Origin of the sequence: Deinococcus sp. AJ005, from assembly GCF_009017495.1 — a bacterium.
Lineage (GTDB): Bacteria > Deinococcota > Deinococci > Deinococcales > Deinococcaceae > Deinococcus.
Genome location: NZ_CP044990.1, coordinates 2,980,689 through 3,000,303 on the forward strand (window position 1 = coordinate 2,980,689; position 19,615 = coordinate 3,000,303).

20 protein-coding genes are annotated in these 19,615 nt (G+C 64.9%); 10 read left to right on the forward strand and 10 right to left on the reverse strand.

The features are described from left to right. Window positions 1-86: 86 nt before the first annotated feature. Together DAAJ005_RS16325 and DAAJ005_RS16330 are read right to left on the reverse strand one after the other, a co-directional pair. Complete coding sequence (locus DAAJ005_RS16325) at window positions 87-827, reverse strand: ferritin-like domain-containing protein (RefSeq protein ID WP_151848027.1); 741 nt, start codon at window positions 825-827, stop codon at window positions 87-89. A gap of 58 nt (window positions 828-885) precedes the next feature. Next, window positions 886-1,641 (reverse strand): ferritin-like domain-containing protein, encoded by a 756-nt coding sequence (locus tag DAAJ005_RS16330; RefSeq protein WP_151848028.1) that lies wholly within the window; start codon window positions 1,639-1,641, stop codon window positions 886-888. 251 nt (window positions 1,642-1,892) lie between these two features. Here DAAJ005_RS16330 and DAAJ005_RS16335 point away from each other — a divergent pair, with 251 nt between their 5' ends. Next, window positions 1,893-2,864 carry an RluA family pseudouridine synthase gene (locus tag DAAJ005_RS16335; protein WP_192930807.1) on the forward strand — a complete coding sequence of 324 codons (972 nt, stop codon included), beginning with the start codon at window positions 1,893-1,895 and terminating at the stop codon, window positions 2,862-2,864. A 282-nt stretch (window positions 2,865-3,146) separates the two neighbouring features. Here the strand turns inward: DAAJ005_RS16335 and DAAJ005_RS16340 are convergent, their stop codons facing one another. Next, window positions 3,147-3,347, reverse strand: coding sequence for a hypothetical protein (locus DAAJ005_RS16340; RefSeq protein WP_151848030.1), 201 nt, complete (start codon window positions 3,345-3,347; stop codon window positions 3,147-3,149). 433 nt (window positions 3,348-3,780) lie between these two features. Between DAAJ005_RS16340 and acs the strand changes: the two genes are divergently transcribed. From acs to DAAJ005_RS16365, 5 genes are all read left to right on the forward strand, one after another. Further along, on the forward strand, window positions 3,781-5,733 hold the full coding sequence (gene acs, locus DAAJ005_RS16345; RefSeq protein ID WP_151848031.1) for an acetate--CoA ligase: 1,953 nt from the start codon (window positions 3,781-3,783) through the stop codon (window positions 5,731-5,733). An 11-nt stretch (window positions 5,734-5,744) separates the two neighbouring features. Further along, window positions 5,745-6,278 carry a 2'-5' RNA ligase family protein gene (locus DAAJ005_RS16350; protein WP_151848032.1) on the forward strand — a complete coding sequence of 178 codons (534 nt, stop codon included), beginning with the start codon at window positions 5,745-5,747 and terminating at the stop codon, window positions 6,276-6,278. Between the two features lie 81 nt (window positions 6,279-6,359). After that, window positions 6,360-6,731, forward strand: coding sequence for a hypothetical protein (locus DAAJ005_RS16355; RefSeq protein ID WP_151848033.1), 372 nt, complete (start codon window positions 6,360-6,362; stop codon window positions 6,729-6,731). Between the two features lie 158 nt (window positions 6,732-6,889). After that, window positions 6,890-7,522: an SDR family NAD(P)-dependent oxidoreductase gene (locus DAAJ005_RS16360; protein ID WP_151848034.1), complete on the forward strand. Its 633-nt coding sequence runs from the start codon at window positions 6,890-6,892 to the stop codon at window positions 7,520-7,522. Between the two features lie 21 nt (window positions 7,523-7,543). Then, entirely contained in the window at window positions 7,544-8,575 is a 1,032-nt protein-coding gene (locus DAAJ005_RS16365; RefSeq protein ID WP_151848035.1) for a S66 peptidase family protein, read from the forward strand. A 3-nt stretch (window positions 8,576-8,578) separates the two neighbouring features. On the opposite strand, the gene DAAJ005_RS16370 is transcribed toward DAAJ005_RS16365, so the two are convergent. The 3 genes from DAAJ005_RS16370 to DAAJ005_RS16380 all read right to left on the reverse strand — a co-directional run bounded on the left by DAAJ005_RS16370 (window position 8,579) and on the right by DAAJ005_RS16380 (window position 12,506). Then, the gene (locus tag DAAJ005_RS16370; protein ID WP_151848036.1) at window positions 8,579-10,744 is read right to left on the reverse strand and encodes a DHH family phosphoesterase; all 2,166 of its coding nucleotides are present in this window, start codon (window positions 10,742-10,744) and stop codon (window positions 8,579-8,581) included. After that, window positions 10,741-11,100 carry a lipopolysaccharide assembly protein LapA domain-containing protein gene (locus DAAJ005_RS16375; RefSeq protein WP_151848037.1) on the reverse strand — a complete coding sequence of 120 codons (360 nt, stop codon included), beginning with the start codon at window positions 11,098-11,100 and terminating at the stop codon, window positions 10,741-10,743. Before DAAJ005_RS16375 ends, DAAJ005_RS16370 begins: the two co-directional genes overlap by 4 nt. 152 nt (window positions 11,101-11,252) lie before the next feature. Continuing rightward, a complete protein-coding gene (locus DAAJ005_RS16380; protein WP_151848038.1) occupies window positions 11,253-12,506 on the reverse strand; it encodes an S-layer homology domain-containing protein in 1,254 nt (417 codons plus the stop codon). Between the two features lie 521 nt (window positions 12,507-13,027). On the opposite strand from DAAJ005_RS16380, the gene DAAJ005_RS16385 reads away from it, so the two are divergent. Together DAAJ005_RS16385 and DAAJ005_RS16390 are read left to right on the forward strand one after the other, a co-directional pair. Beyond that, the gene (locus tag DAAJ005_RS16385) at window positions 13,028-13,837 is read left to right on the forward strand and encodes an enoyl-CoA hydratase/isomerase family protein (RefSeq protein WP_151848039.1); all 810 of its coding nucleotides are present in this window, start codon (window positions 13,028-13,030) and stop codon (window positions 13,835-13,837) included. After that, window positions 13,830-14,918, forward strand: a complete 1,089-nt coding sequence (locus tag DAAJ005_RS16390; RefSeq protein ID WP_226342486.1) for a phosphohydrolase — start codon at window positions 13,830-13,832, stop codon at window positions 14,916-14,918. Before DAAJ005_RS16385 ends, DAAJ005_RS16390 begins: the two co-directional genes overlap by 8 nt. Before the next feature lie 60 nt (window positions 14,919-14,978). Here the strand turns inward: DAAJ005_RS16390 and DAAJ005_RS16395 are convergent, their stop codons facing one another. Beyond that, complete coding sequence (locus DAAJ005_RS16395) at window positions 14,979-15,302, reverse strand: hypothetical protein (protein ID WP_151848040.1); 324 nt, start codon at window positions 15,300-15,302, stop codon at window positions 14,979-14,981. A 136-nt stretch (window positions 15,303-15,438) separates the two neighbouring features. Between DAAJ005_RS16395 and greA the strand changes: the two genes are divergently transcribed. Next, on the forward strand, window positions 15,439-15,909 hold the full coding sequence (greA, locus tag DAAJ005_RS16400; protein ID WP_151848041.1) for a transcription elongation factor GreA: 471 nt from the start codon (window positions 15,439-15,441) through the stop codon (window positions 15,907-15,909). 22 nt (window positions 15,910-15,931) lie between these two features. Here the strand turns inward: greA and DAAJ005_RS16405 are convergent, their stop codons facing one another. Genes DAAJ005_RS16405 through prfA form a run of 3 tightly spaced genes read right to left on the reverse strand, consistent with a single transcriptional unit; the run spans window position 15,932 to window position 18,239 of the window. After that, on the reverse strand, window positions 15,932-16,606 hold the full coding sequence (locus tag DAAJ005_RS16405) for a diphthine--ammonia ligase (RefSeq protein WP_151848042.1): 675 nt from the start codon (window positions 16,604-16,606) through the stop codon (window positions 15,932-15,934). Window positions 16,607-16,624: 18 nt separating this feature from the next. Continuing rightward, on the reverse strand, window positions 16,625-17,119 hold the full coding sequence (locus tag DAAJ005_RS16410) for an NUDIX hydrolase (protein ID WP_151848043.1): 495 nt from the start codon (window positions 17,117-17,119) through the stop codon (window positions 16,625-16,627). After that, a complete protein-coding gene (gene prfA, locus DAAJ005_RS16415; RefSeq protein WP_151848044.1) occupies window positions 17,106-18,239 on the reverse strand; it encodes a peptide chain release factor 1 in 1,134 nt (377 codons plus the stop codon). The genes DAAJ005_RS16410 and prfA overlap by 14 nt, the downstream gene beginning before the upstream one ends. Before the next feature lie 357 nt (window positions 18,240-18,596). On the opposite strand from prfA, the gene DAAJ005_RS16420 reads away from it, so the two are divergent. Continuing rightward, a complete protein-coding gene (locus tag DAAJ005_RS16420; protein WP_151848045.1) occupies window positions 18,597-19,559 on the forward strand; it encodes a homoserine dehydrogenase in 963 nt (320 codons plus the stop codon). Window positions 19,560-19,615: the final 56 nt, after the last annotated feature.

Consider the following 19,615-nt stretch of genomic DNA (forward strand, 5'->3'; position numbering starts at 1 on the left):
GGGCGGGCGGGGAAACAGAACAGGGGACGGGTCGCCCGAAGGCTGACCTGCGTCCCCTGAGGACGGATGAACGTGTTCTTTAAAGCTTAGGCAGGCAGCAGTGGCCCGACGATCTTGGTCACGGTGGCCATGTCCAGAGGCTTCCAGAAGTCGGTGGGCGTGGGCGAGTAATCGAGGTTGAACATACTGGCATCAACGACGTTGTCACCGCCCTTGGGCTGGGGGGCCATGTCGGTCTGCAAGTTGGCCGGGGTGTAGCCCAACTGGCGGCGCAGTTCCTGAATACCGCTGGCGTGGTTGGCCTCAACGGCCAGCACACTGGCGGCGGCAGTCAGGTAGCCAGCGGTCAGGATCTTGTCGGCCTGACCCAGGTAAGCGCGAACACCGATCGGCTCGAAGCTGGCGGCCAGCGCCAGGAACAGCTTGTCGTCAATGGTCTTGGGCGACTTGTCGGGATTGGTCAGCAGCGGGGTGAAGTCGATCTTGGGCTTGGGAATCGCCTTTCCGCCCGCGTCCGTGATGGTCTTCTGAAGGAAGGAGACATGGGCGGATTCGTGCGCCGCGATCTGGTCGGCATACTGCTTGACGCGGGCATCGGTCAATTTGGTCCGCAATGCACCGCTGGCGGCAAACTTCAGGTAGAAATCTTCTTCCAGGTATTCCAGCAGCAGGGCGTAATTCAGGATTTCGAGATCCTGTGCCTTGCTCTTGGTGGCCACGCTGGTTTCAGCCAGGGCGGTCATGTTGATTCCGCCGAGCATCACAGCGCCAGCACCGGCTCCGGCGATTTTCAGGAACGAACGGCGGTTGGGGGTGGGGGTAGTCATGTGGAATTCTCCTCTGATTTCATGGGAACGGGTAACAGATGGCTTTGGGTCAAGCCGTTTACTTGATGACAGGCTTGACGATTGCCAGAACCTGATCCATGCTCAGCTCTTTCCAGAGGAACGTGGGGGTGGGGGAGTAATCAGCGTCAAAGTCACCCGCGATGAGGCTGGTGGGCTTTGCAGCGCTCTGAGGGGCAATATCGGTCTGACGAAGAGGGGTCTTGTTGTAGCCCAGCTTCACGCGCAGTTCCTGCACGGCAGACACATGGTTGGCCTCAACAGCGTGGATTTTCCCAGCAGCCACGATCAGCGCGGGGTTGCTCAGGCGGGCCACCTGACCCAGGTAAGCGCGCACGCCTACCGGCTCGAAGGTGGCGGCCAATGCCAGGAACAGCTCGTCATTGATGGGCTTGTTGCCGATCAGCGGGCCGAAATCAAAGGTAGGCTTCGTAACCGGCGTACCCTTCAGGCTGACGATGGTATCGGTCAGAACCTTGACGTGAGAATTCTCATGTCCCGCGATTTCAGCGGCATACTGCTTGACCTGAGCGTCCTTCAGATTGGTTGCATACTTGCCGCCCACCGCGAACATGTTGTAGAACTCGGCTTCCAGGTACTCCAGGGTCAGCGCGTAGTTCAGGATTTCGAGATCCTGCTTGGCGGCTTTCTCGGCAGGCGTCAGTTCCTTGGGCGGCGTGGGCTGATCCTGGGGGCTGCACGCCACCAGCGCTGCGCCTGCACCAGCGAGACCGATATAACCCATGAACTTGCGGCGTGACGTTGCCTGGCCCCCACTGATCTCTGCGTTCGTCATTTCCACTTTCTCCGGCATGAAACTCCTCCCTTGAGCGGCGTTGATCGCCTCTTCGTCCTCCCAGACCTTGGCAGTCTAGAAGGGGTCCAGCTCTCGCAGATGACCGCTGGGGCCTTCCGCATGAACTTTGCTCAATGGGGTATATGCACGCCTACGGGGATTGGATCACCCAGCCCAGGAGCCTAAAGGCCACATGAAGATCGGCCCGGCAATTCAGGGCACGGTCCAGGGCAGCGCCTAGACTGTCAGGCGTGAACGCTTCTTCTCCCCCTTCCCCACTGCATCTGGAGGCCACGCCGGGGCGTCTGGACGCCGTACTGGCCGCACTCACAGATCACAGCCGCTCGCAGGTGGCGGGCTGGATCGCGGGCGGCCATGTGCAGGTGGACGGCGGCGCTGCCCTTAAATCCAGCCTCAAACTGCGCGGCGGCGAACAATTGACGGTGCAGGTACCGCCCCCACCCGAAGCGGCAGTCGAGGCCGAACAGGTGCCGCTGGACGTGCTGTTCGAGGACGAGACCCTGATCGCCGTGAACAAACCCCCCGGCATGATCACCCACCCTGCGCCAGGGGTCCGCAGCGGCACGCTGGTCAATGCCCTGCTGGGCCGCATGGAATTGCCCCGGCAACTGGACTTCGACGGCGAGGGCGGCTACCGCCCCGGCATCGTCCACCGGCTGGACAAGGACACCAGCGGCGTGATCGTGGTGGCCAAGACGGTAGAGGCCCACGCCCGGCTGGCCGCCGCCTTCAAGGACCGCGACACCCGCAAGAGCTATCTGGCGATTGCCGCCGGAAGCTGGAAAGCCACCGAGCCGGTCCAGGTGGACGCGCCCGTGGGCCGCCATCCGGTCCAGCGCCAGCGCATGACCGTGGGCGGCGCGAACGCCCGCGATGCCCAGACCCTGTTCACGCCGCTCTCTGCCCACCCGGACGGGCATGGGCGCACGCTGGCGCTGGTCCGTGCCCAGCCGCGCACAGGGCGCACCCACCAGCTCCGGGTGCATCTGGCGCACCTGGGCAGCCCGATCCTGGGCGATACGGTCTATGGCCGCGCCAGCGAGGTGATCTCCCGGCAAGCCCTGCACGCGCAGTTTCTGGAACTGCCGCACCCGATGACAGGCGAGACGCTGCATCTGCACGCACCCGCGCCGGACGATCTGTTGAGCGCCTGGATAGCACTGGGCGGAGTCTTGCCGGACAACCTCGAAACGCTGGACTGAGCTGGGTTTCGATGATCCCGTCGGACAGCGGCAGAATTCGGGGCAGCGCCGCTTCCGACACTCCACACCCGGAATCTGTTTTTCTCTCTAGCAGACTGATCTGCTGTCGGTTCGATGCCCTCCAGTCACATCCAACTGAACACATCAAAAAGAGAGGGAGAGAGGACATCGCTGCCCGCCTCTCCCTCCTTTTCAATGGATCTGCGCCCAGTTGGTCTGCGCTCAGTGGCTCTGCGTTTCGGTCAGGGTGCCCGAGGGATAGCGCACGCTTTCCACCAGATCCTACACATGCTGGCTGGGGGCAGGGGTCAGGCGGCTGACCGCGAAGGCCACCACGAAGTTGATGACCATACCCACCGTACCGATACAGGTAGTGCTGATACCCAGGAACAGGTCGGCGGGCGCGCCTGTGCCGCCCAGGCTTGGGGTGAAGTTGATGATGTAGATCAGCGTGAAGCCCAGGCCCAGCAACAGCCCGGCCACCGTGATCGCCCGGCCAGCAGCCGCGCCGCTTCTCTGGCGTTGGAAATCATCGGCCTGTCATGGATGTCGTGTGATACGGATTCCGTCTGTAACGCTCTCAAACCGGGACAGCTCCGGTTCGTTCACTCCACGCCCGGAACCCGTTCTTCTCCTTCTCGCATTCGTCATGAACAGACTGTCGTCGTGGAAGAGCACCCGTATGGGGCTACTCCTCCCCATGAGGACGCTCTTCCCCTGCTAACGCAGCTCTGCGAGTCCCGCTCGGATTTCATCGTTTTTGCAAACGATTCAATCGGAGTCCGTGTACCACTGCCCCGGAGACAATTTTTCGGCTCGCCCGGCAGGCGGCGCTACAGTGAACGGCAGCCACACTCCACCGCCCGCCCTGCCGGGCCACGTTCCCGCATTTTTTTTGCCCCGGAGGTTTTTCCCGATGACGCATCCCACATCCAGCGACCACATCGACAACGTGCTGCACGAGACCCGAGTGATCCAGCCGCCCGCCGATTTCGCGGCCCAGGCGAAGGTCACGCGCGAGGAATACGACCGCCGCTACCGCCAGAGCCTGGATGACCCCGATACCTTCTGGGGCGAGGTGGCCGGGGAACTGACGTGGATGAAGCCCTGGGATCAGGTGCTGGACTGGCAGGAGCCGCACGCCCGCTGGTTCGTGGGCGGGCAGACCAACCTGGCCTACAACGCGCTGGACCGGCAGGTGGAGCGCGGTCTGGGCGATAAGCGCGCCTTTATCTGGGAGGGCGAGGACGGCGAGGTTCGCACCTTCACCTATTCGGAGTTGCTCTCACAGGTCAAGCGGGCCGCCAACGCCCTGCTGGCGCTGGACGTGCAGAGCGGGGACCGCGTGACCCTGTACCTGCCGCTGATCCCGGAGGCCGCGATTGCCATGCTGGCCTGCGCCCGGATCGGGGCCGTGCATAGCGTGGTCTTTGGGGGCTTCAGCGTTTCGGCGCTGGCAGACCGCATCAACGACTGCCAGAGCAAGCTGCTGATCACCGCCGATGCGGGGCTGCGGCGCGGCGGACTGGTGAACCTGAAAGCCAACGCGGACGACGCTGCCGCAAAGGCCCCCGGCCTGCAACACATGCTGGTAGTCAATCGCGCGGGCAGCAATCCATCCATGCAGGAGGGCCGCGACGTGTGGTGGCACGAGGCGCTGGCCGCCGCCTCTGACGAACACGAGGCCGTGGCGCTGGACAGCGAACATCCGCTGTTCGTGCTGTACACCTCCGGCAGCACGGGCAAGCCCAAGGGCGTGCTGCATACCACCGGCGGTTACATGGTCAGCACCTACCTGACGATGGAGACCGTGTTTGACCTCAAGGATGATGACGTGTTCTGGTGTACCGCCGACGTGGGCTGGGTCACCGGCCACAGCTACAGCGTCTACGGCCCGCTACTGAACGGCGCGACCGTGGTGCTGTACGAGGGCGCACCCAACCACCCGGACTGGGGCCGCTTCTGGGACATCGTGCAGAAACACAAGGTCACCATCCTGTACACCGCGCCCACCGCCATCCGCGCGCTGATGCGCCAAGGTGACGAGATCCCCGGCAGGTATGACCTAAGCAGCCTGCGCCTGCTGGGTTCGGTGGGCGAGCCGATCAACCCGGAGGCGTGGATGTGGTATGCCCGTGTGATCGGCGGGGACCGCTGCCCGGTCATCGACACGTGGTGGCAGACCGAAACTGGCAGCATCATGCTGACCACCCTGCCCGGCGCACACGCTGCCAAACCCGGCAGCGCGGGCCTGCCTATGTACGGCATCGAACCCGCCATCATGACCCGTGACGGCCAGGAACTGGGGCCGGACGACGGCGGCCTGCTGGTCATCAAGCGCCCGTGGCCCAGCATGTTGCGAACGGTGTACGGCGACGACGAGCGCTACCGCAAGAGCTACTGGGGCGAGATTCCGCATGTGTACTTTGCCGGGGACGGTGCGCGCCGCGACGCCGACGGCTACATCACCGTGATGGGCCGCGTGGATGACGTGCTGAACGTATCGGGACACCGTCTGGGAACGATGGAGATCGAATCGGCCCTGGTGGCCCATCCCAGCGTCTCCGAGGCTGCCGTGGTGGGCCGCCCCGACGACATCAAGGGCGAGTGCGTGGTGGCCTTCGTGCTGCCGCAAGGCGATCAGACCATTGATCCCAAGGAACTGCGGGCCTATGTGACCCGCGAGATCGGCGCGCTGGCCCGCCCGGACGCCATCTACATCGCTGACGCGCTGCCCAAGACCCGCAGCGGCAAGATCATGCGCCGTTTTCTGCGCCAGATCGCAGCGGGCAAGGCCATTGAGGGCGACACCAGCACCCTGGAAGACCCCGGCGTGCTGGAGCGTCTGGCCGAGACGAACGCCGTTTAAGCGGGCTGAAGATGGCCCCTTCCTACCTACTGGCCGCGCTGCCACCCCCTGAACTGGCCGCACGTATCCAGACCTTCCGCGCTGCCCACCAACTCAGGGACGCCGCTGCCGTGCCGCACATCACTGTCAAGGCCCGCAGCGGCCTCCTGCCGGAACTGGACTGGCAGGCGAACTTGCGTGAGGTGGTGGCCCGGCACGCGCCCCTGCCCATCTCGGTCGGCGGGCCGCGCCTGTTCAGCAATGGGACCGCCGTGTATCTGGAGGCGGCCAGCGTGGAGGGCGTGGACCTGCATCTGACCCTGCTGGACGCCCTCAGGCCAGCGCGTTTCTTCGGTTACGAGGGGCCGAGGCTTCAGCTTCACCTCTCGCTGGTGCTGAAACGGCGCGGCGTGGAGTTATCAGAATTGCTCACAGCGGCCCAGACCGAATTCGCCGATCTGGAGCGCGAGCCGCTGGCTTTCACGGCACGAAGGATCACCCTGATGCGCAAGCCGGGGCCGGGTGGCATTTACGCACCGTTGGAAGAGTGGCCGCTGCTGGGCTGAGGGCCACGAAGGTGCCCGGAACCGTTCGTCCCGCCCCGCGCGCACAAAAGTGTCCGACAATAGGGCATGCAAGAGAACGGCATGCCAGAAATCAGAGTGAACGGCCTGAGCGTCCGTCCCAGACGGAAAAGGATGGCGCTGCCGGACCTGGGCGGGTTTTTCATGTTCTTCGGCGTTTCCGGCACCGATCATGGCCGTGCGGCCCGACTGGAACGCCGCTTCGAGCTGGAACACTTCTCGAACGTGGTCACGCTGGACCTCGCCTCGCCGCTGGGGCCGGGGCAGTACGTGCTGCGCGGCCTGCCCCACGAGGCCAACAAACGCGGCTGGACGGTGGAAGGGGGCGACTCTGCCACAGGCCACCTGAGCGACGATGGGCTGGAGGAACTGCGGGCCTGGATGGGCCAGGGCAACCGGCGGGTGCAGGCTGAGGCCATCGCCCCGCCATCCTGAGCAGCCCACGCGTTCTGATACGGATTCCGATTGAAAGATTTACGGAAACCTTGAAATCCGAGCGGATGCGAGTGGGAAAGAACATGGGTTCCGCGTATGAACTGCGCATCCGTACCGCCCCGTACCGACAGACCCGCCCGCCTCGGCTAGTGTGAGGTATGAACACTCTGATTCTCGGGGCCACCGGCGGCATCGGCGCAGCGACGGCGCGGGCACTGGCCGGGGCCGACACCACCCTGACCCTCAGTGGGCGCGACGAGGCCAAGCTCTTGGCCCTGGCCACCGAACTGGGCGCAACATCTCACGTTGCAGACCTGGGCTACGAAAGCCACGTCAAGGCGCTATTCGATGGGCTGGAGGGACTGGACACGCTGGTCTATGCGGCGGGGGCGGCCATGCCCGAACCCCTCAAGGACGCGGACCCCGGCAAGGTGCGCGCCGTGTGGAACGCCAACTACTTTGGGGCGCTGTGGGTGCTGAAGCACGGGCTGGGGCGCATGAACAAGGGCGGGCGGGTCTACCTGCTAGGCGCACGCCCAGAGCTGGTCACGGCGCGCGGCTTCTCGCAGTACGCTGCCAGCAAGGCCGCCCTGGCCCGCGCCGCCGAGATCGCCCGCATGGAGGCGCGCGGAGTCACAGTAGCGCTGGTGCTGCCCCCCGCCGTGGATACCGAATTGTGGGCGCAGGTAGGTAAGGCTCCCAAGGGTTCCATCTCGCCGCAGGAAGTGGCGCAGGCCATCGCCACAGACCGCGCCGGAGCCGGGGAACTGGAGATCCGGGTCTTGGGCTGAGCGCTGCTCTACCCTGAGCCGATGTCGCCCACCTTCCTGCGCCCTGCCCGCCTTCCCCCCGGCTCCCGTATCGCGGCCCTGAGCCTGTCCAGCGGTTTCGTGACCGAGGTGATGGGCCGCTACCGCGCAGGAGTGCGTCAGGTGGCCGACGAATTCGGCTGGGAGATCACGCCCGCGCCGAATGCCTTGCGAGGCGAGAACTATCTGTACGCCCATCCGCAGGCCCGCGCCGACGACTTGCACTGGGCGCTGGAAAATCCTGAGATGGATGGCCTGCTGAGCATGATCGGCGGCGACGACAGCGTGCGCCTGCTGCCCTTCCTGAATCTGGACGTGATCCGCGCCCATCCCAAGCCGTTTCTGGGCTTCAGCGACAACACGGTCACGCTGTTGGCCTTCTTGCGGGCCGGGGTGATGGCCTACCACGGCCCCGCGCTGCTGACCGATCTGGCTGAAAACGGCGGCATGCACCCTTTCACCGTGCAGGGCGTCCGCCGGACACTGATAGATGAACCCCAGACTTTTGACCTCTGCCCCGCCCCGGAGTGGAGCGAACATTTCAGCGATTGGGGGGATGAAACCTTGCAGGAGATTCGCCATCCCTTCCAACCCGGCGACGGCTGGAAGTGGCTTCAGGGCGACGCGCCCGCGCAGGGCCACCTGATCGGCGGCTGCCTGGAAGTGCTGGACATGCTGAACGGCACCCCGGGCTGGCCTGTCCCGGAGTTGTGGCACGGCGCGGTGCTGGCGCTGGAAACCAGCGAGGATGTTCCCGCGCCGAATCAGGTGGGCTACTGGCTCAGAAATTACGCCGCGCAGGGCATTCTGACGCAAGCTGCTGGATTGATGCTGGCCCGCCCCAGGGGCTACACGCCGAATATGGTGCAGGAGTTATACGGCTGGGTTCGCCGCGTGCTGTGCGAGGCTGGACGCGAGGGGATGCCCGTGGTGGCGAACGTGGACTTCGGCCACACCAGCCCGCAACTCACGCTGCCTTTCGGGGCACAGGTAAGGTTGGATCCAGCGGCGGGACGGGTAACGGTCCTGCCCTGAAACCTAGTCTCCCAGCGCTAGCTCTGCCGTCTGCACATTCGGCCCTTCAAGCGGCAGGTCCAGCCCCAGCATGGCGTGGACCGAGGCCGTCCAACCCCCATTGTCCAGCGTGCGGTAATGGTGTGCCCACTGCCAGTGACGGTAGGCATCGGCGGCACGGGCCATGTGGGCCTCGTCTGCGGTGGCGTCGGCCAGCGGGTTGGCGGGGGGGGCGCTCAGGTGGTGGCGGGTCAACGCGCCTTCCAGTTCCGATAGGGTCTTCGGCCCCAGCGCGAAGGCCACCTTCCCTGGAGGCACTGCGCCGCCCGAGGTCAACCAACGCCGCAGATCGTCCTCGGTGGGCAGGGCGTACAGGATCAGTTCGTCCCCAGACCAGAGGTCCCCCGCCTCTACCAGCCGCACGCCCGGCACATTGTCGCGCAGGTAATCGGCCACGGCTGGCGTGGCGTAGGCGCTGGCCCCGGCAGTCAGGCGCTGCATGGCGGCCTTGGGATTCAGGCGGGGCAGGTCCAGACCATCAGGAACGAAGAGGTCCAGAGACACCTGAGCGGGTGGACGCAGCGCCTGCGCATGGTATTCCAGCCGGGTCTGACCGCGCCACTCGCTGACCACCAGACCGGTTGCCAGATCACGTTCTCCTGGCGTGGCGTCGTGTTCGCCGTATTTAATGCCGCGCAGTGCCCCGACGCGAAATTGCAGGCTGTCTCCGCGTTTGCCCACCAGCCGCGTCTCGGTCAATTCGTCCCGCACGTGCCACAGCGGGGGCAGATGGCCCTCGCCGAACGGCTCGAAGGTGCTGGCCCCGTCCACCAGCTCAAGCGTGGCGCCCAGCGTGGGCAGCGCCGCGTCCAGCCGCACACGCGGCACGGGCGACGGAAACTGCTGCACGTAGGCGTGGATGCGCTCGCGGAAAGCCCCGAACTGCGCCTCGTCCAGCGAGAAACCCGCTGCTCCGGTATGGCCGCCGTAGCGCTTGAGCAGATCCCTGCTGTACGTCAGCCCATTCACGGCGCTGATGCCGGGGGTGCTGCGAACCGAACCCTTGCCCTGCGCCACGATAAACACGGGCTTGTGGTAGGTCTCCACCAGCTTGCTGGCCACGATGCCCATCACGCCCGCGTGCCACTCCGGGTGCGTGACCACCAGGGCCGGGTCACTGGGATCGGCGATCTGCAACGCCTGCGCGAACATCTCGTCCTGCAACTTGCGCCGTTCTACGTTGCGAATTTCCAGATACTCGGCCAGTCGCGTGGCCTCGTGGCGGCTGGGCGTGGTCAGCAGGTCCAGCGCGACATCCGCCTCGCCCAGCCGCCCGGCAGCGTTGATTCTGGGGGCGAGGACAAAGGCCACATCCCGCGCCGTGGGCCGCTGCACCCGCCCGGAATCCAGCAGGGCGCGCAGACCGGGCAGTTCGGTCTCCCGCAACGCCTCCAGACCAGCGCGCACCAGAGCGCGGTTCTCGCCGATCAGCGGGGCCACGTCGGCCACGGTGCCCAGCGTCGCTAGGGCGGACAGCGCTCTCGGCTCGGCCAAGCCCAGCTCAGCATGGATGGCCCACAGCAGATGGTAGGCCACCCCCGCGCCGGTCAGGTTGTGCAGGGCCGGGTCATAGCCGCCCGTGAGGCTGGGGTGAACCACCAGCGCCGCCGGGAAATTGTCGCCCGGCGTGTGATGATCGGTGACAATCACCTCGGTTCCCAGCTTGAGCAGGGCGGCCACCTCGTCCACGTTGCTGACGCCGCAGTCCACCGTGACCAGCAGATCGCAGCTCTCTGCGTGTTCAGTAACCTTGTCGGGATGGACGCCGTAACCCTCGTTCAGACGGTGGGGGATGAAGCCGTGGACATTCGCGCCCAGCGCCCGCAGGCCCAGCACCAGCACGGCGGTGGCACTCACACCGTCTGCGTCGTAATCGCCGTGGATGCGGATGCGTTTCTTGCCACGTACCGCGCCCACGATGCGCCGGGCCGCCTCACGCAGCGCCGGATTGGGGGTCAGAACCAGCGGCGGATCCAGCAGCGCCGGGGTCAGGCCGCGTCCGTGCAGCACCTGCGCCAGCGGCGGCGAGACACGCCATTGCCGCATGGTCGAGAGCAGTTCCTCGCGGCTGGCAGGGGGGGCCAGCAGCCAGCGGGCCGCAGGCACAGCAGTCGGGGAAACGGCCTTCATAGAGGCTGCCTCTCGTCCGAACCGGGCACAGGACTGTTGGTCAGAAGTGCCGATGGCATGGCCCCCAGCCGCGCTTGCAGGGTAGCGGTCAGCCGTTCCTCTACCGCACGGCGCTCGCGGCGTTCATGGCGGCGGCGCAGACGCTCCTGCCAGACCGGGGGAAACAGCAACAGCGCCGCATAGGCCGCGCCGATCAGCGCGAACAAGGCCACCGTCACACCCACTGACAGCGACAGTTCGCCCCGCCCAAACGGCAGCGGCAGACGCACCAGCGCCGGGTTTTCCAGCGTGAATAGGGTCAGGTAAGCCAGGATCGCCAGTAGCAGCAGCACCTGGAGAAAGGAGACGAGGCGCATGGGAAACAGTCTAGCGCCGCTGAAGGGATTGAATGGGCATGGGCAGGTAGAGACTGAGCTGCCCAGCCAGGCCAAGACACAGGCACGAAAAAAGAAACACGAAAAAACTGGCCCCCACATAGGAGGCCAGCTTCAGGAACTCAGGGAAGGGCTTAGAAGTAGAACTTCAGGCCGGCCTTGACTGCGCCGCCGAAGCCCTTGGTGGTCTTGGCAGCAGCAGTGCTGCCGTTGTTGAAGTCGGTGCCGGTGTTGTCCGTACGGACGTTGCTCAGACCTGTGCCAAAGCCCTTGTTGGTCAGGTAGTAGCGCCCGTTGCCTTCCACGAAAGCAGCAATACTGTCGGTGACGCGGAAGTCCACACCCACCAGCGCGTTGATGTAGGTGTCAGTCGCGTTGGTCTTGGCGGTGGAGGTGCGCGACTGGCTGCTCGTCAGACCCAGGCCCGCGCCCACGTAGGGGTGAAGGTTGCCCGCACTCAGGTTGTAGGTCGCGTTCACGTCGGCGTGAATGGCGTTGTAGCCAGGCTGGTACTGGGCGGCCACACGCGCGCCGACCGGGCCGATCACGCTGGTGGAGCCGATCATCGCGCCGGCAGTGACGCACAGGTTGATCTGGGGGCTGTTCTTCTGCAACTTGTTGAGGCAGTTGCTGGAACCGTCCACGAAGTTCGCGCCGCCGCTGATCCCGGCGTACAGCGTCTTGGCGCTGGCCATGCTCATGTCGGTGCTGGGTTCGCCGATCACGACAGTGGTGCCGGGAGCAGGCGTGGGGGTGGGTGCAGGGGTGACCGTGGTGGTCGTGCCCGCAGCACCAGCGGCTCCGGCAGGACCCGCAGGACCGGCGGGGCCAGCAGGACCGACAGGGCCAGCAGGACCGGTTGCGCCAGCAGGACCGGCAGGAATGTTCTGCACAGCGGCTTCCAGCGCATCGATACGGGCCGTCAGGGCGGCAGTGTCGGCACCGGCGCTCATGTTGCCCATCTCGTTGATCTTGGCTTCCAGCGCGTCGATACGGGCCTGCTGGTCAGCGTTCAGCTTTTCCAGGTCGGTCACGCGGCCAGCGATGGCGGCCATCTCGGTGCTGACTTCCTGCATGCCGTTGGCAACAGCAGCCATGCCTTCCTGATCCATGCCGCAGTTGCTCAGCGCGCCGGTCTGGAGAAGACGGTAGAAAATCAGGGCGGCCTGGTAGCGCGTCAGGTTCTCGTTGCCACGGAAGGTACCGTCGGGGAAGCCCTGGATCAGTCCGCACTGGACAATCCGGTCCACGGCGTCCTTGGCCCAGTGCCCGGCGGGAACGTCGGTAATGGTCACGGGGACGGGGCTGGTGGCGGGCGCAGCGGTCTGCGCGCCGGCAACGCCGAGGCTCAGGGCAAGGGTGGTGATCAAAATAAGGGGTTTACGCATGTGAGGATCTCCTTGAAACTGGGCAGAGCTGAGGTTCTGAATACAGAGCAGTCCTCCTGTTTCCTACGACTACCGTAGGCACAGGACGTGAGTAGATTGTGAAATCGGCAACTTTCCCTCTTGCCCTTTTCATCAGAAGTGAGTTAGATAAGGATTCTAACATCTTACATGAGTGATGGGTGAGCAATCAATCACCATTCATATTCACCAGGAACACCGTCTCACACTCTTTTTAAGAAGTTTGTGTCCAACCACAATCGACCAGTCAAAATATAGAAACAGAATCTATCTCATGAGAGAATGCTGGCGCGCAAGAATACGGCTCAGCCTGTCAACCCCTGAGTTCCGGCACGTTGGGACCGTCTTCCCAGGATTACCGTCATTTCAGACTTCCGACTCTCCATCAACTCTTCAGATTTCCCGCAACTTTCCAGATCGCGGTCCCTTTCCCAGCCACTTCCATCAGGAAAAGCAGACCTGAAGCGCGGTCTTCACCCAGCCTGCCGTGTCAAAGTGGGGCCATGACGCAGCCGGATACGCAGTTGGATGAAATGGAATTCGAGAATGTGCAGATCGACCGCCACGGCCCGATTGCGGTCCTGACGGTCAATCGGCCCCGGGCGCTGAATGCCCTGAACGCCGAGACCCTGGGCGAGATCAGCGCGGCAGTGGATATGATCGTGGAGGACGCAGAGATCGGTGCGCTGATCATCACCGGGGGCGGGGACCGGGCCTTTGTGGCCGGGGCCGATATTGCCGAGTTCAAGTCGCTGGACGGCGTGTACGCGGGCCGCGAGCTTTCGCTGGCCGGGCAGGACGTGATGCACCAGATCGCTACGCTGCCCATTCCGGTGATCGCGGCCATCAACGGCTTTGCGCTGGGCGGCGGGCTGGAACTGGCGCTGGCCTGCGACATCCGTGTGGCTTCCACCCACGCCAAAATGGGTCTGCCCGAAGTGACGCTGGGCCTGCTGCCCGGTTTCGGCGGCACGCAGCGTCTGGCCCGACTGATCGGGGCGGGGCGCGCCCTGGACATGATGCTCACAGCTCGCCAGGTGGAGGCCGCCGAGGCTTTTGGCATGGGCCTGGTCAACTACGTGGCCGACGACGCCCTGAGCAAATCGCGCGAGGTGGCCGAACAGATCCTGAAGAACGCGCCGATTGCCCTATCGCTGGTCAAGGAGGCGGTGCGCCGGGGACTGGACACCACGCTGGAAGCCGGGCTGGAGGTCGAGGCCGATCTGTTCGGGCTGCTGGTGGCCACCAAAGACTTTGGCGAGGGTGTGGACGCCTTCCTGAACAAGCGCAAGGCAGATTTCCAGGGTGAGTGACCACACCCGCCCCAACCAGAAACTGTCGCGCAGGCCAGATCAGAAATTTAAACTGAGCGTGCAGGCAGGCAACGTGCAGGATGTGGTTGGGGTGCAGACCGAGCCTTCGCTCAGCGCTGGGCAGCCGGGCCGCGTCGTCGAGTTCACCACCCCACGCTCCAAGATCATTCAGGAGGCCGACGCCGCCATCCGTGACGATCTGGAGCATTTTCCGCGTGCGCTGGCCGCCTACACCGCCCTGGCCACGGACCCTGAAGCGCTGGCCTGCTGGGACATGGCGAACTACATCACCATGCGTAAGCTGGGCTACAACGATCACGGGCGGGTGCATTCCTTCATCACCGGGGCGGCCAGCCTCGCCATCACCGAATTGCTGCTGGAAGGCGGCGTCAAACCCGACATCATGGATTCGGGGGTGGGCGACGCCGACGACGTGTATCTGGCCGTGATTCTGGGCACCATGCTGCACGACATCGGCAACCAGATTCACCGTGCCAGTCACGAGCAGCACGGCGTGGCGCTGGCGCTGCCGATTCTGGACCGGATCATGGGACCGCTGTACGCCGATCCGTTCAAGCGGGCCAAGGTGCGCTCGTTCATCCTGGGATCCATCAACTGTCACGATCTGAACCCGCCGCCGCTGACGCTGGAAGGCGGCATCACCGCCGTGGCCGACGGCACCGACATCACCAAGGGGCGCGGGCGCAAGGCGTTCAGCCTGGGCAGCGTGGACATCCACTCGATCAGCGCGCTGGCCGTGGATGAAGTGGTGATCGAGCGGGGCCGCAATGCCCCGGTGCTGATCAGCGTGACCATGAACAATTCCGGCGGTATCTTTCAGGTCGAAGAAATCCTGGCCCCCAAAGTCATCCGCACCCCGATGCGCCGGTACGTGGAACTGCGCGCCGCCACCCGCCCGGAAGGCGAGGAACAGATCCTGTCGCGCGTGCGGCTGGACGGAGATCATTTCGTGATGGACCTGGAAAACGGCCAGCAGGTGGCTGTGGAGGTGGACGACAGTCAGAAACGGGCGCAGGAGGCGCTCGCCTCCGCGCTGGATACCGGGGTGGAGCGGCGATAAATGAGGACAGTCAGGAAAGCGGCCCCGATTTAGACGTCGGGGCCGCTGCTTTGTTGATCTCTACTTCTTGTCGCCCGGCAGCGGTTTGCTGCGCGCCGGGCCACCGTCCACACCGCCGCTGTGAGCAGTGCCCTCGCCGCCGCGCTCATCGCCTTCCAGATCGCCGCCGGTCAGGTTGTTGGGATCGCCCTGGCGCACCTCGCCGTCCCAGTCACCCTGGATGCCGTCCATGAAGCCAGGCTGGTCGTTGGGGTTGCGGCGGTCCGCCTTGGTGTCCTGCCTTAGCAGGTCCTCGGCCACCATCTTGTCTTGCAGGATCTCGCGGTCCACGCCCTCGTCCTGCACCTCGCCTCTAATTTCACGGTCATCGTCGTATCGGGTCATGTCCGGCAGCCTAGGCGCGCGGGATGGCCCGGCGCTGAACCGGGCCTTTACGAAACACCGGGTCTTTACCGAACGCCGACACTTTCCGAAACCCGGATGGCAGGTTTTGCCCAAAGCGGCCTATACTGAAAGTTCTATGACTCAGGAACGCATCACCATGACCCAGCGCGGCTACGACAAGCTGGCCGAAACCCTGCACCACCTGAAAACCGTGCGCCGCGAGCAGATTTCGGAGTACATGGGCATCGCCATCGCCGACGGAGACCTGAGCGAGAGCGCGGCCTACGACGAGGCCCGCATGCAGCAGAGCGAGAACGAGACCCGCATCGTCGAGATCGAGAACCAACTGGAACGCGCCGAGATCATCGCGGGCGACGCCAGCAAGGGCGCGGGCCTGGGCGCAAAGATCAAGGTGCGCGACGAGAAGGGCAACGAGCGCCAGTTCGAGCTTGTCGGCACCTACGAGGTGGACGTGCCCAATGGCCGCGTCAGCGACGCCAGCCCCTTCGGTCAGGCCCTGGCGGGCAAGCGCGAGGGTGACAAGGTGACGGTGCAACTGCCCAAGGGAACGGCCAAGTTTGAAGTGCTGGCCGTGACCTACGACTGAGAAACAGTTGAGGGCGAGAGCTTCAGGCCAGCACCAGATCCAGCGTCGCCACCCTTAAAAAGCCCTCGCCCGTGTGATGGATTCCCGCCGGGCCAGGCACAAGACTGAGCGGCTGGGCAAAATCTGGCCCGTCCACCACAACGGTGTGATACTCGCCGTTCTCGCCGCAGGCGTCGGCCCCCAGACCCTCGATCTCAGCCACCAGTTCGGCGTCCAGCATCCTGCCCAGCAACCGTGCAGGCAGGGCGTCCTCTTTCACGGCAACGATCAGGGCGCGGAAGCCCAGGCCCAGCAGTTCGTCCACCAGCGTGCGGCGCGGTTCGAGCCACAGGGGCAAACTGACCCGTAGGCCCGCCGCCGCGCAGACCTTTTCCTCCCACTCGCGGTGGGCGGCCAGATCGATGTCTCCGAAGACCGCAGCGGTTGCGCCGTCCACCGCCGCACCTGCCAGCAGCGCCGTGAATTCGCTCTCGTAGGTGGCCCAGGAGGCGCGCGCCGTTCTGAGCGGCACCCCCAGCGCCGAAGCCTGCGCCTCCAGGACTTCCGGGCGCAGACCGTGTGAGCGTGAACGCCGCCCCGCCTCATCCAGCATGTTGATGACGGCGAGGGGAATGCCTCCGGCCCGTCTAGCACGGTGAAACGCCAGGGCACTGTCCTTGCCGCCGCTCCAGGAGGTGACGAATTTCTCCCCTTTCATGGGCAGATCACAGGCAGGTCACGGGCGAGGCTTCAGGGCGGGAATCCGCAGGCCGCCGCGTCCGTCCCAGCCCTTGAAGGCGTAAAAGCGGCCCGGCTCCCCGGTTTTCAGAAAGTCGCTGAGGGGTTCGCGCATGGGCGGGGATTCCAGTTTTTCCAGCGCCTCCTCGGTGGTGCAGAAGCGGGCCTCGACGATGAAGCCATCAGGATCGGCGGGGTTCAGAAGACCCTCCCAGGTGGCTTCAAAGGCCACGGCGATGGCGCGTTCGCCCCGGCGCTCGTCCTCGATATGCACGGTGTAGGCCATGTGCAGAATGCCAGTCAGGCGCAGTCCGGTTTCCTCGAAGATTTCACGGTACAGGGCCTCGGGCAGCGTTTCGCCGTTCTCCACGACGCCGCCGGGCAGGGTGTGACGCACGCGCCCGTGGCCCTGCCAGTCGTTGCCCACCAGCAGCACCCGCCCAAACCGGTCCCGCAGGATGCCTGCCGCCACCAGCAGGTCACGCCGCGCCATACTGCCCGCCCCGGCCTGTGCCCTCGTCTTGATCGGTCCCGTCCTGATCTGCCAGCTCCATCAACTGCCGTTCCTTCTCGGCGCGGGCCAGTCCCGCCACCACTGGCCCAAGCGCGCCGTTGATCACGCTGTCCAGCGGGTGGTTCTTGTCATCGCCTTCCAGCCGATGATCGGTGACACGGTTCTGGGGATAGTTGTAGGTGCGGATCTTCTCGCTGCGGTCCCCGCTGCCCACCTGCGAGGCGCGCTCGTTGCGTTCCAACTCGTCGCGGGCGGCGCGTTCGCGTTCGGCCAGACGCGAGGCCAGGACCACCAGCGCCTTCTCGCGGTTCTTGATCTGCGAACGCCCGTCCTGGCAGATCACCATGATCTCGTCCGGGGTTCCGGCACGGTACACGGCGCGTACAGCGCTGTCGGTGGTGTTGACGCTCTGCCCACCCGCACCCTGCGAACGGTACACGTCAATGCGAACTTCCGAGAGGTCCAGATGAATCTCGTCCTGCTCGACTTCCGGCAGCACGGCCACCGTGACGGTGCTGGTGTGGATGCGGCCCGCCGATTCGGTGGCTGGCACGCGCTGGACGCGGTGGACGCCCCGCTCCCACTTGAAGGCGCGGAAGGCAGAGTCGCCCGTCACTTCCGCCACCACCTTGCTGGCCCCGCCCAGATCACTCTCGTTGGCGTCCATGACATTGACTTTGAGATTCAGACCCTCGGCGTAACGGGTGTACATCCGCAGCAGGTCGGTGACGAACAGCCCGGCCTCCGCGCCGCCCGCGCCCGCGCGCAGTTCCAGAATCACGTCCTTGGCGTCGTCGGGATCGGTGGGCAGCAGCAGGACTTCCAGCTCGGACTCGATTTCTGCGAGGCGAGCGTTGATGGTCTTGACCTCGCCTGTCGCCAGCTCTTTCATGTCGGGATCAGCAAGCAGTTCACGCGCCCCGGCCAGATCGGTTTCCAGGCCATCGCGCTCGCGCAGCAGCGTGACCAGGGGCAGCAGTTCGCGGTGACGGCGGGTCAGCTTGCCGTATTCGCGGCCATCGGCCAGGGCCGCCGGATCACCCAGGCGACGCTCCACCAGCCCAAATTCAGACTGGAGTTCCTGAAGACGCGAACTCATACGGACTCCGATTGAAAGGTGTTGGAGACACCTGGAAATCCGAACGGAGTGAGCAGGAGAAAGACGGGTTCCGGGCATGGAGTGCAGGAATCGGGACAGCACCGATTCCTGCACGAAATAGACGGAATCCGTCTCATAAGACAGACGCAGCACGCGGCGCACAGAGGCGCGGCGGACTTTCAGCCGTTGGACAATCCAACAACAGACAGAATTTAGACACAGGTAACATGCGGCGCAGTCTAGCGTTCCCCCGGCTAGACGACTTGGAGCGAGGTCACAGGGCCGGACCTGGGGAGGTGCGGCCCACACCTAACCCGGCCCCGGCCCCCCTTCCGATACCGCGTTAAGGTTGGGGGCATGAGAACTGTTACCGTGGGCGTTCTGGGCAGCGGCACTGTCGGCCAGGACGTGCTGAACCTGATCGAACGCCGGGAAAGCGTGTTTAGCGATATGAGCGTGAAGATCGAGATTTCTGGGGTGCTGGTGCGCGACGTGAACAAGGTGCGCGACGTGCCGCCCGGAACGCGCGTGACCACCGATCCGGGCTTTTTGCAGGAATGCGGGGTGGTCATCGAGGCGATGGGCGGGGTGGACCGCCCGCTGGAAATGCTGCTGCCGTACCTACGTTCAGGCCGCCCGGTCATTACCGCCAACAAGGCGCTATTGGCCGAACGCTGGGACGTGCTGCGCGAGTACGCCCTGGCTGGAAGCCTGTATTACGAGGCCAGCGTGATGGCCGGAACCCCGGTGATCGGCCCGATGAGTACCGTCCTGCGCGCCAGCACCTTCACCCGCCTGCAAGCCGTGCTGAACGGAACGTGCCTGTACATCCTGAACCAGATGGAAGAAGGCAGAGACTACGCCGACGCGCTGGCCGGGGCGCAAGCGCTGGGTTACGCCGAGACCCCGCCCACGCTGGATGTCGGCGGCTTCGACACCGCGCACAAGCTGGCGGTGCTGGCCCGCTTCTGCGCCGACGGCAATTTTCCGTACAGCGCCGTGCAGGTGCAGGGCATCGAGGACATCACCCAGAAGGACATTCAGGACGCCCGCGCGGCAGGCGAACGCATCAAGTTGGTGGCCGAACTGGAACGCGACGGGACAGGCTGGCGGGCTACGGTTGCGCCGCAGCGCCTGCCCGAGAGCCATCCGCTGTGTACCGCCGGGGCTGGCCGCAACGCACTGATGTACGAGGGTGAGGAATGCGGAATGCTGATCTTTGCCGGGGGCGGCGCGGGCGGCATGATCACCGCCAGCGCGATGGTGGGCGATCTTTTAGATTGGGTTATAGGCTTTCCCGGCCACGTTCCCCTGCACTGAGACATCTAAAAATCGAACCTCCACATCCTGAAAGCTCTGGATCACTTTCGGGGTGG

Bases quoted from the DNA above. Each gene is read 5' to 3' on its own strand.
- DAAJ005_RS16350 (WP_151848032.1), top strand. From the start codon at position 5,745: ATGGCCCCTTCCTACCTACTGGCCGCGCTGCCACCCCCTGAACTGGCC.
- DAAJ005_RS16395 (WP_151848040.1), bottom strand. From the start codon at position 15,302: ATGACCCGATACGACGATGACCGTGAAATTAGAGGCGAGGTGCAGGAC.
- DAAJ005_RS16405 (WP_151848042.1), bottom strand. From the start codon at position 16,606: ATGAAAGGGGAGAAATTCGTCACCTCCTGGAGCGGCGGCAAGGACAGT.
- acs (WP_151848031.1), top strand. From the start codon at position 3,781: ATGACGCATCCCACATCCAGCGACCACATCGACAACGTGCTGCACGAG.
- DAAJ005_RS16380 (WP_151848038.1), bottom strand. From the start codon at position 12,506: ATGCGTAAACCCCTTATTTTGATCACCACCCTTGCCCTGAGCCTCGGC.
- DAAJ005_RS16325 (WP_151848027.1), bottom strand. From the start codon at position 827: ATGACTACCCCCACCCCCAACCGCCGTTCGTTCCTGAAAATCGCCGGA.
- DAAJ005_RS16330 (WP_151848028.1), bottom strand. From the start codon at position 1,641: ATGACGAACGCAGAGATCAGTGGGGGCCAGGCAACGTCACGCCGCAAG.
- prfA (WP_151848044.1), bottom strand. From the start codon at position 18,239: ATGAGTTCGCGTCTTCAGGAACTCCAGTCTGAATTTGGGCTGGTGGAG.
- DAAJ005_RS16385 (WP_151848039.1), top strand. From the start codon at position 13,028: ATGACGCAGCCGGATACGCAGTTGGATGAAATGGAATTCGAGAATGTG.
- DAAJ005_RS16370 (WP_151848036.1), bottom strand. From the start codon at position 10,744: ATGAAGGCCGTTTCCCCGACTGCTGTGCCTGCGGCCCGCTGGCTGCTG.
- greA (WP_151848041.1), top strand. From the start codon at position 15,439: ATGACTCAGGAACGCATCACCATGACCCAGCGCGGCTACGACAAGCTG.
- DAAJ005_RS16375 (WP_151848037.1), bottom strand. From the start codon at position 11,100: ATGCGCCTCGTCTCCTTTCTCCAGGTGCTGCTGCTACTGGCGATCCTG.
- DAAJ005_RS16355 (WP_151848033.1), top strand. From the start codon at position 6,360: ATGCCAGAAATCAGAGTGAACGGCCTGAGCGTCCGTCCCAGACGGAAA.
- DAAJ005_RS16365 (WP_151848035.1), top strand. From the start codon at position 7,544: ATGTCGCCCACCTTCCTGCGCCCTGCCCGCCTTCCCCCCGGCTCCCGT.
- DAAJ005_RS16410 (WP_151848043.1), bottom strand. From the start codon at position 17,119: ATGGCGCGGCGTGACCTGCTGGTGGCGGCAGGCATCCTGCGGGACCGG.
- DAAJ005_RS16420 (WP_151848045.1), top strand. From the start codon at position 18,597: ATGAGAACTGTTACCGTGGGCGTTCTGGGCAGCGGCACTGTCGGCCAG.
- DAAJ005_RS16360 (WP_151848034.1), top strand. From the start codon at position 6,890: ATGAACACTCTGATTCTCGGGGCCACCGGCGGCATCGGCGCAGCGACG.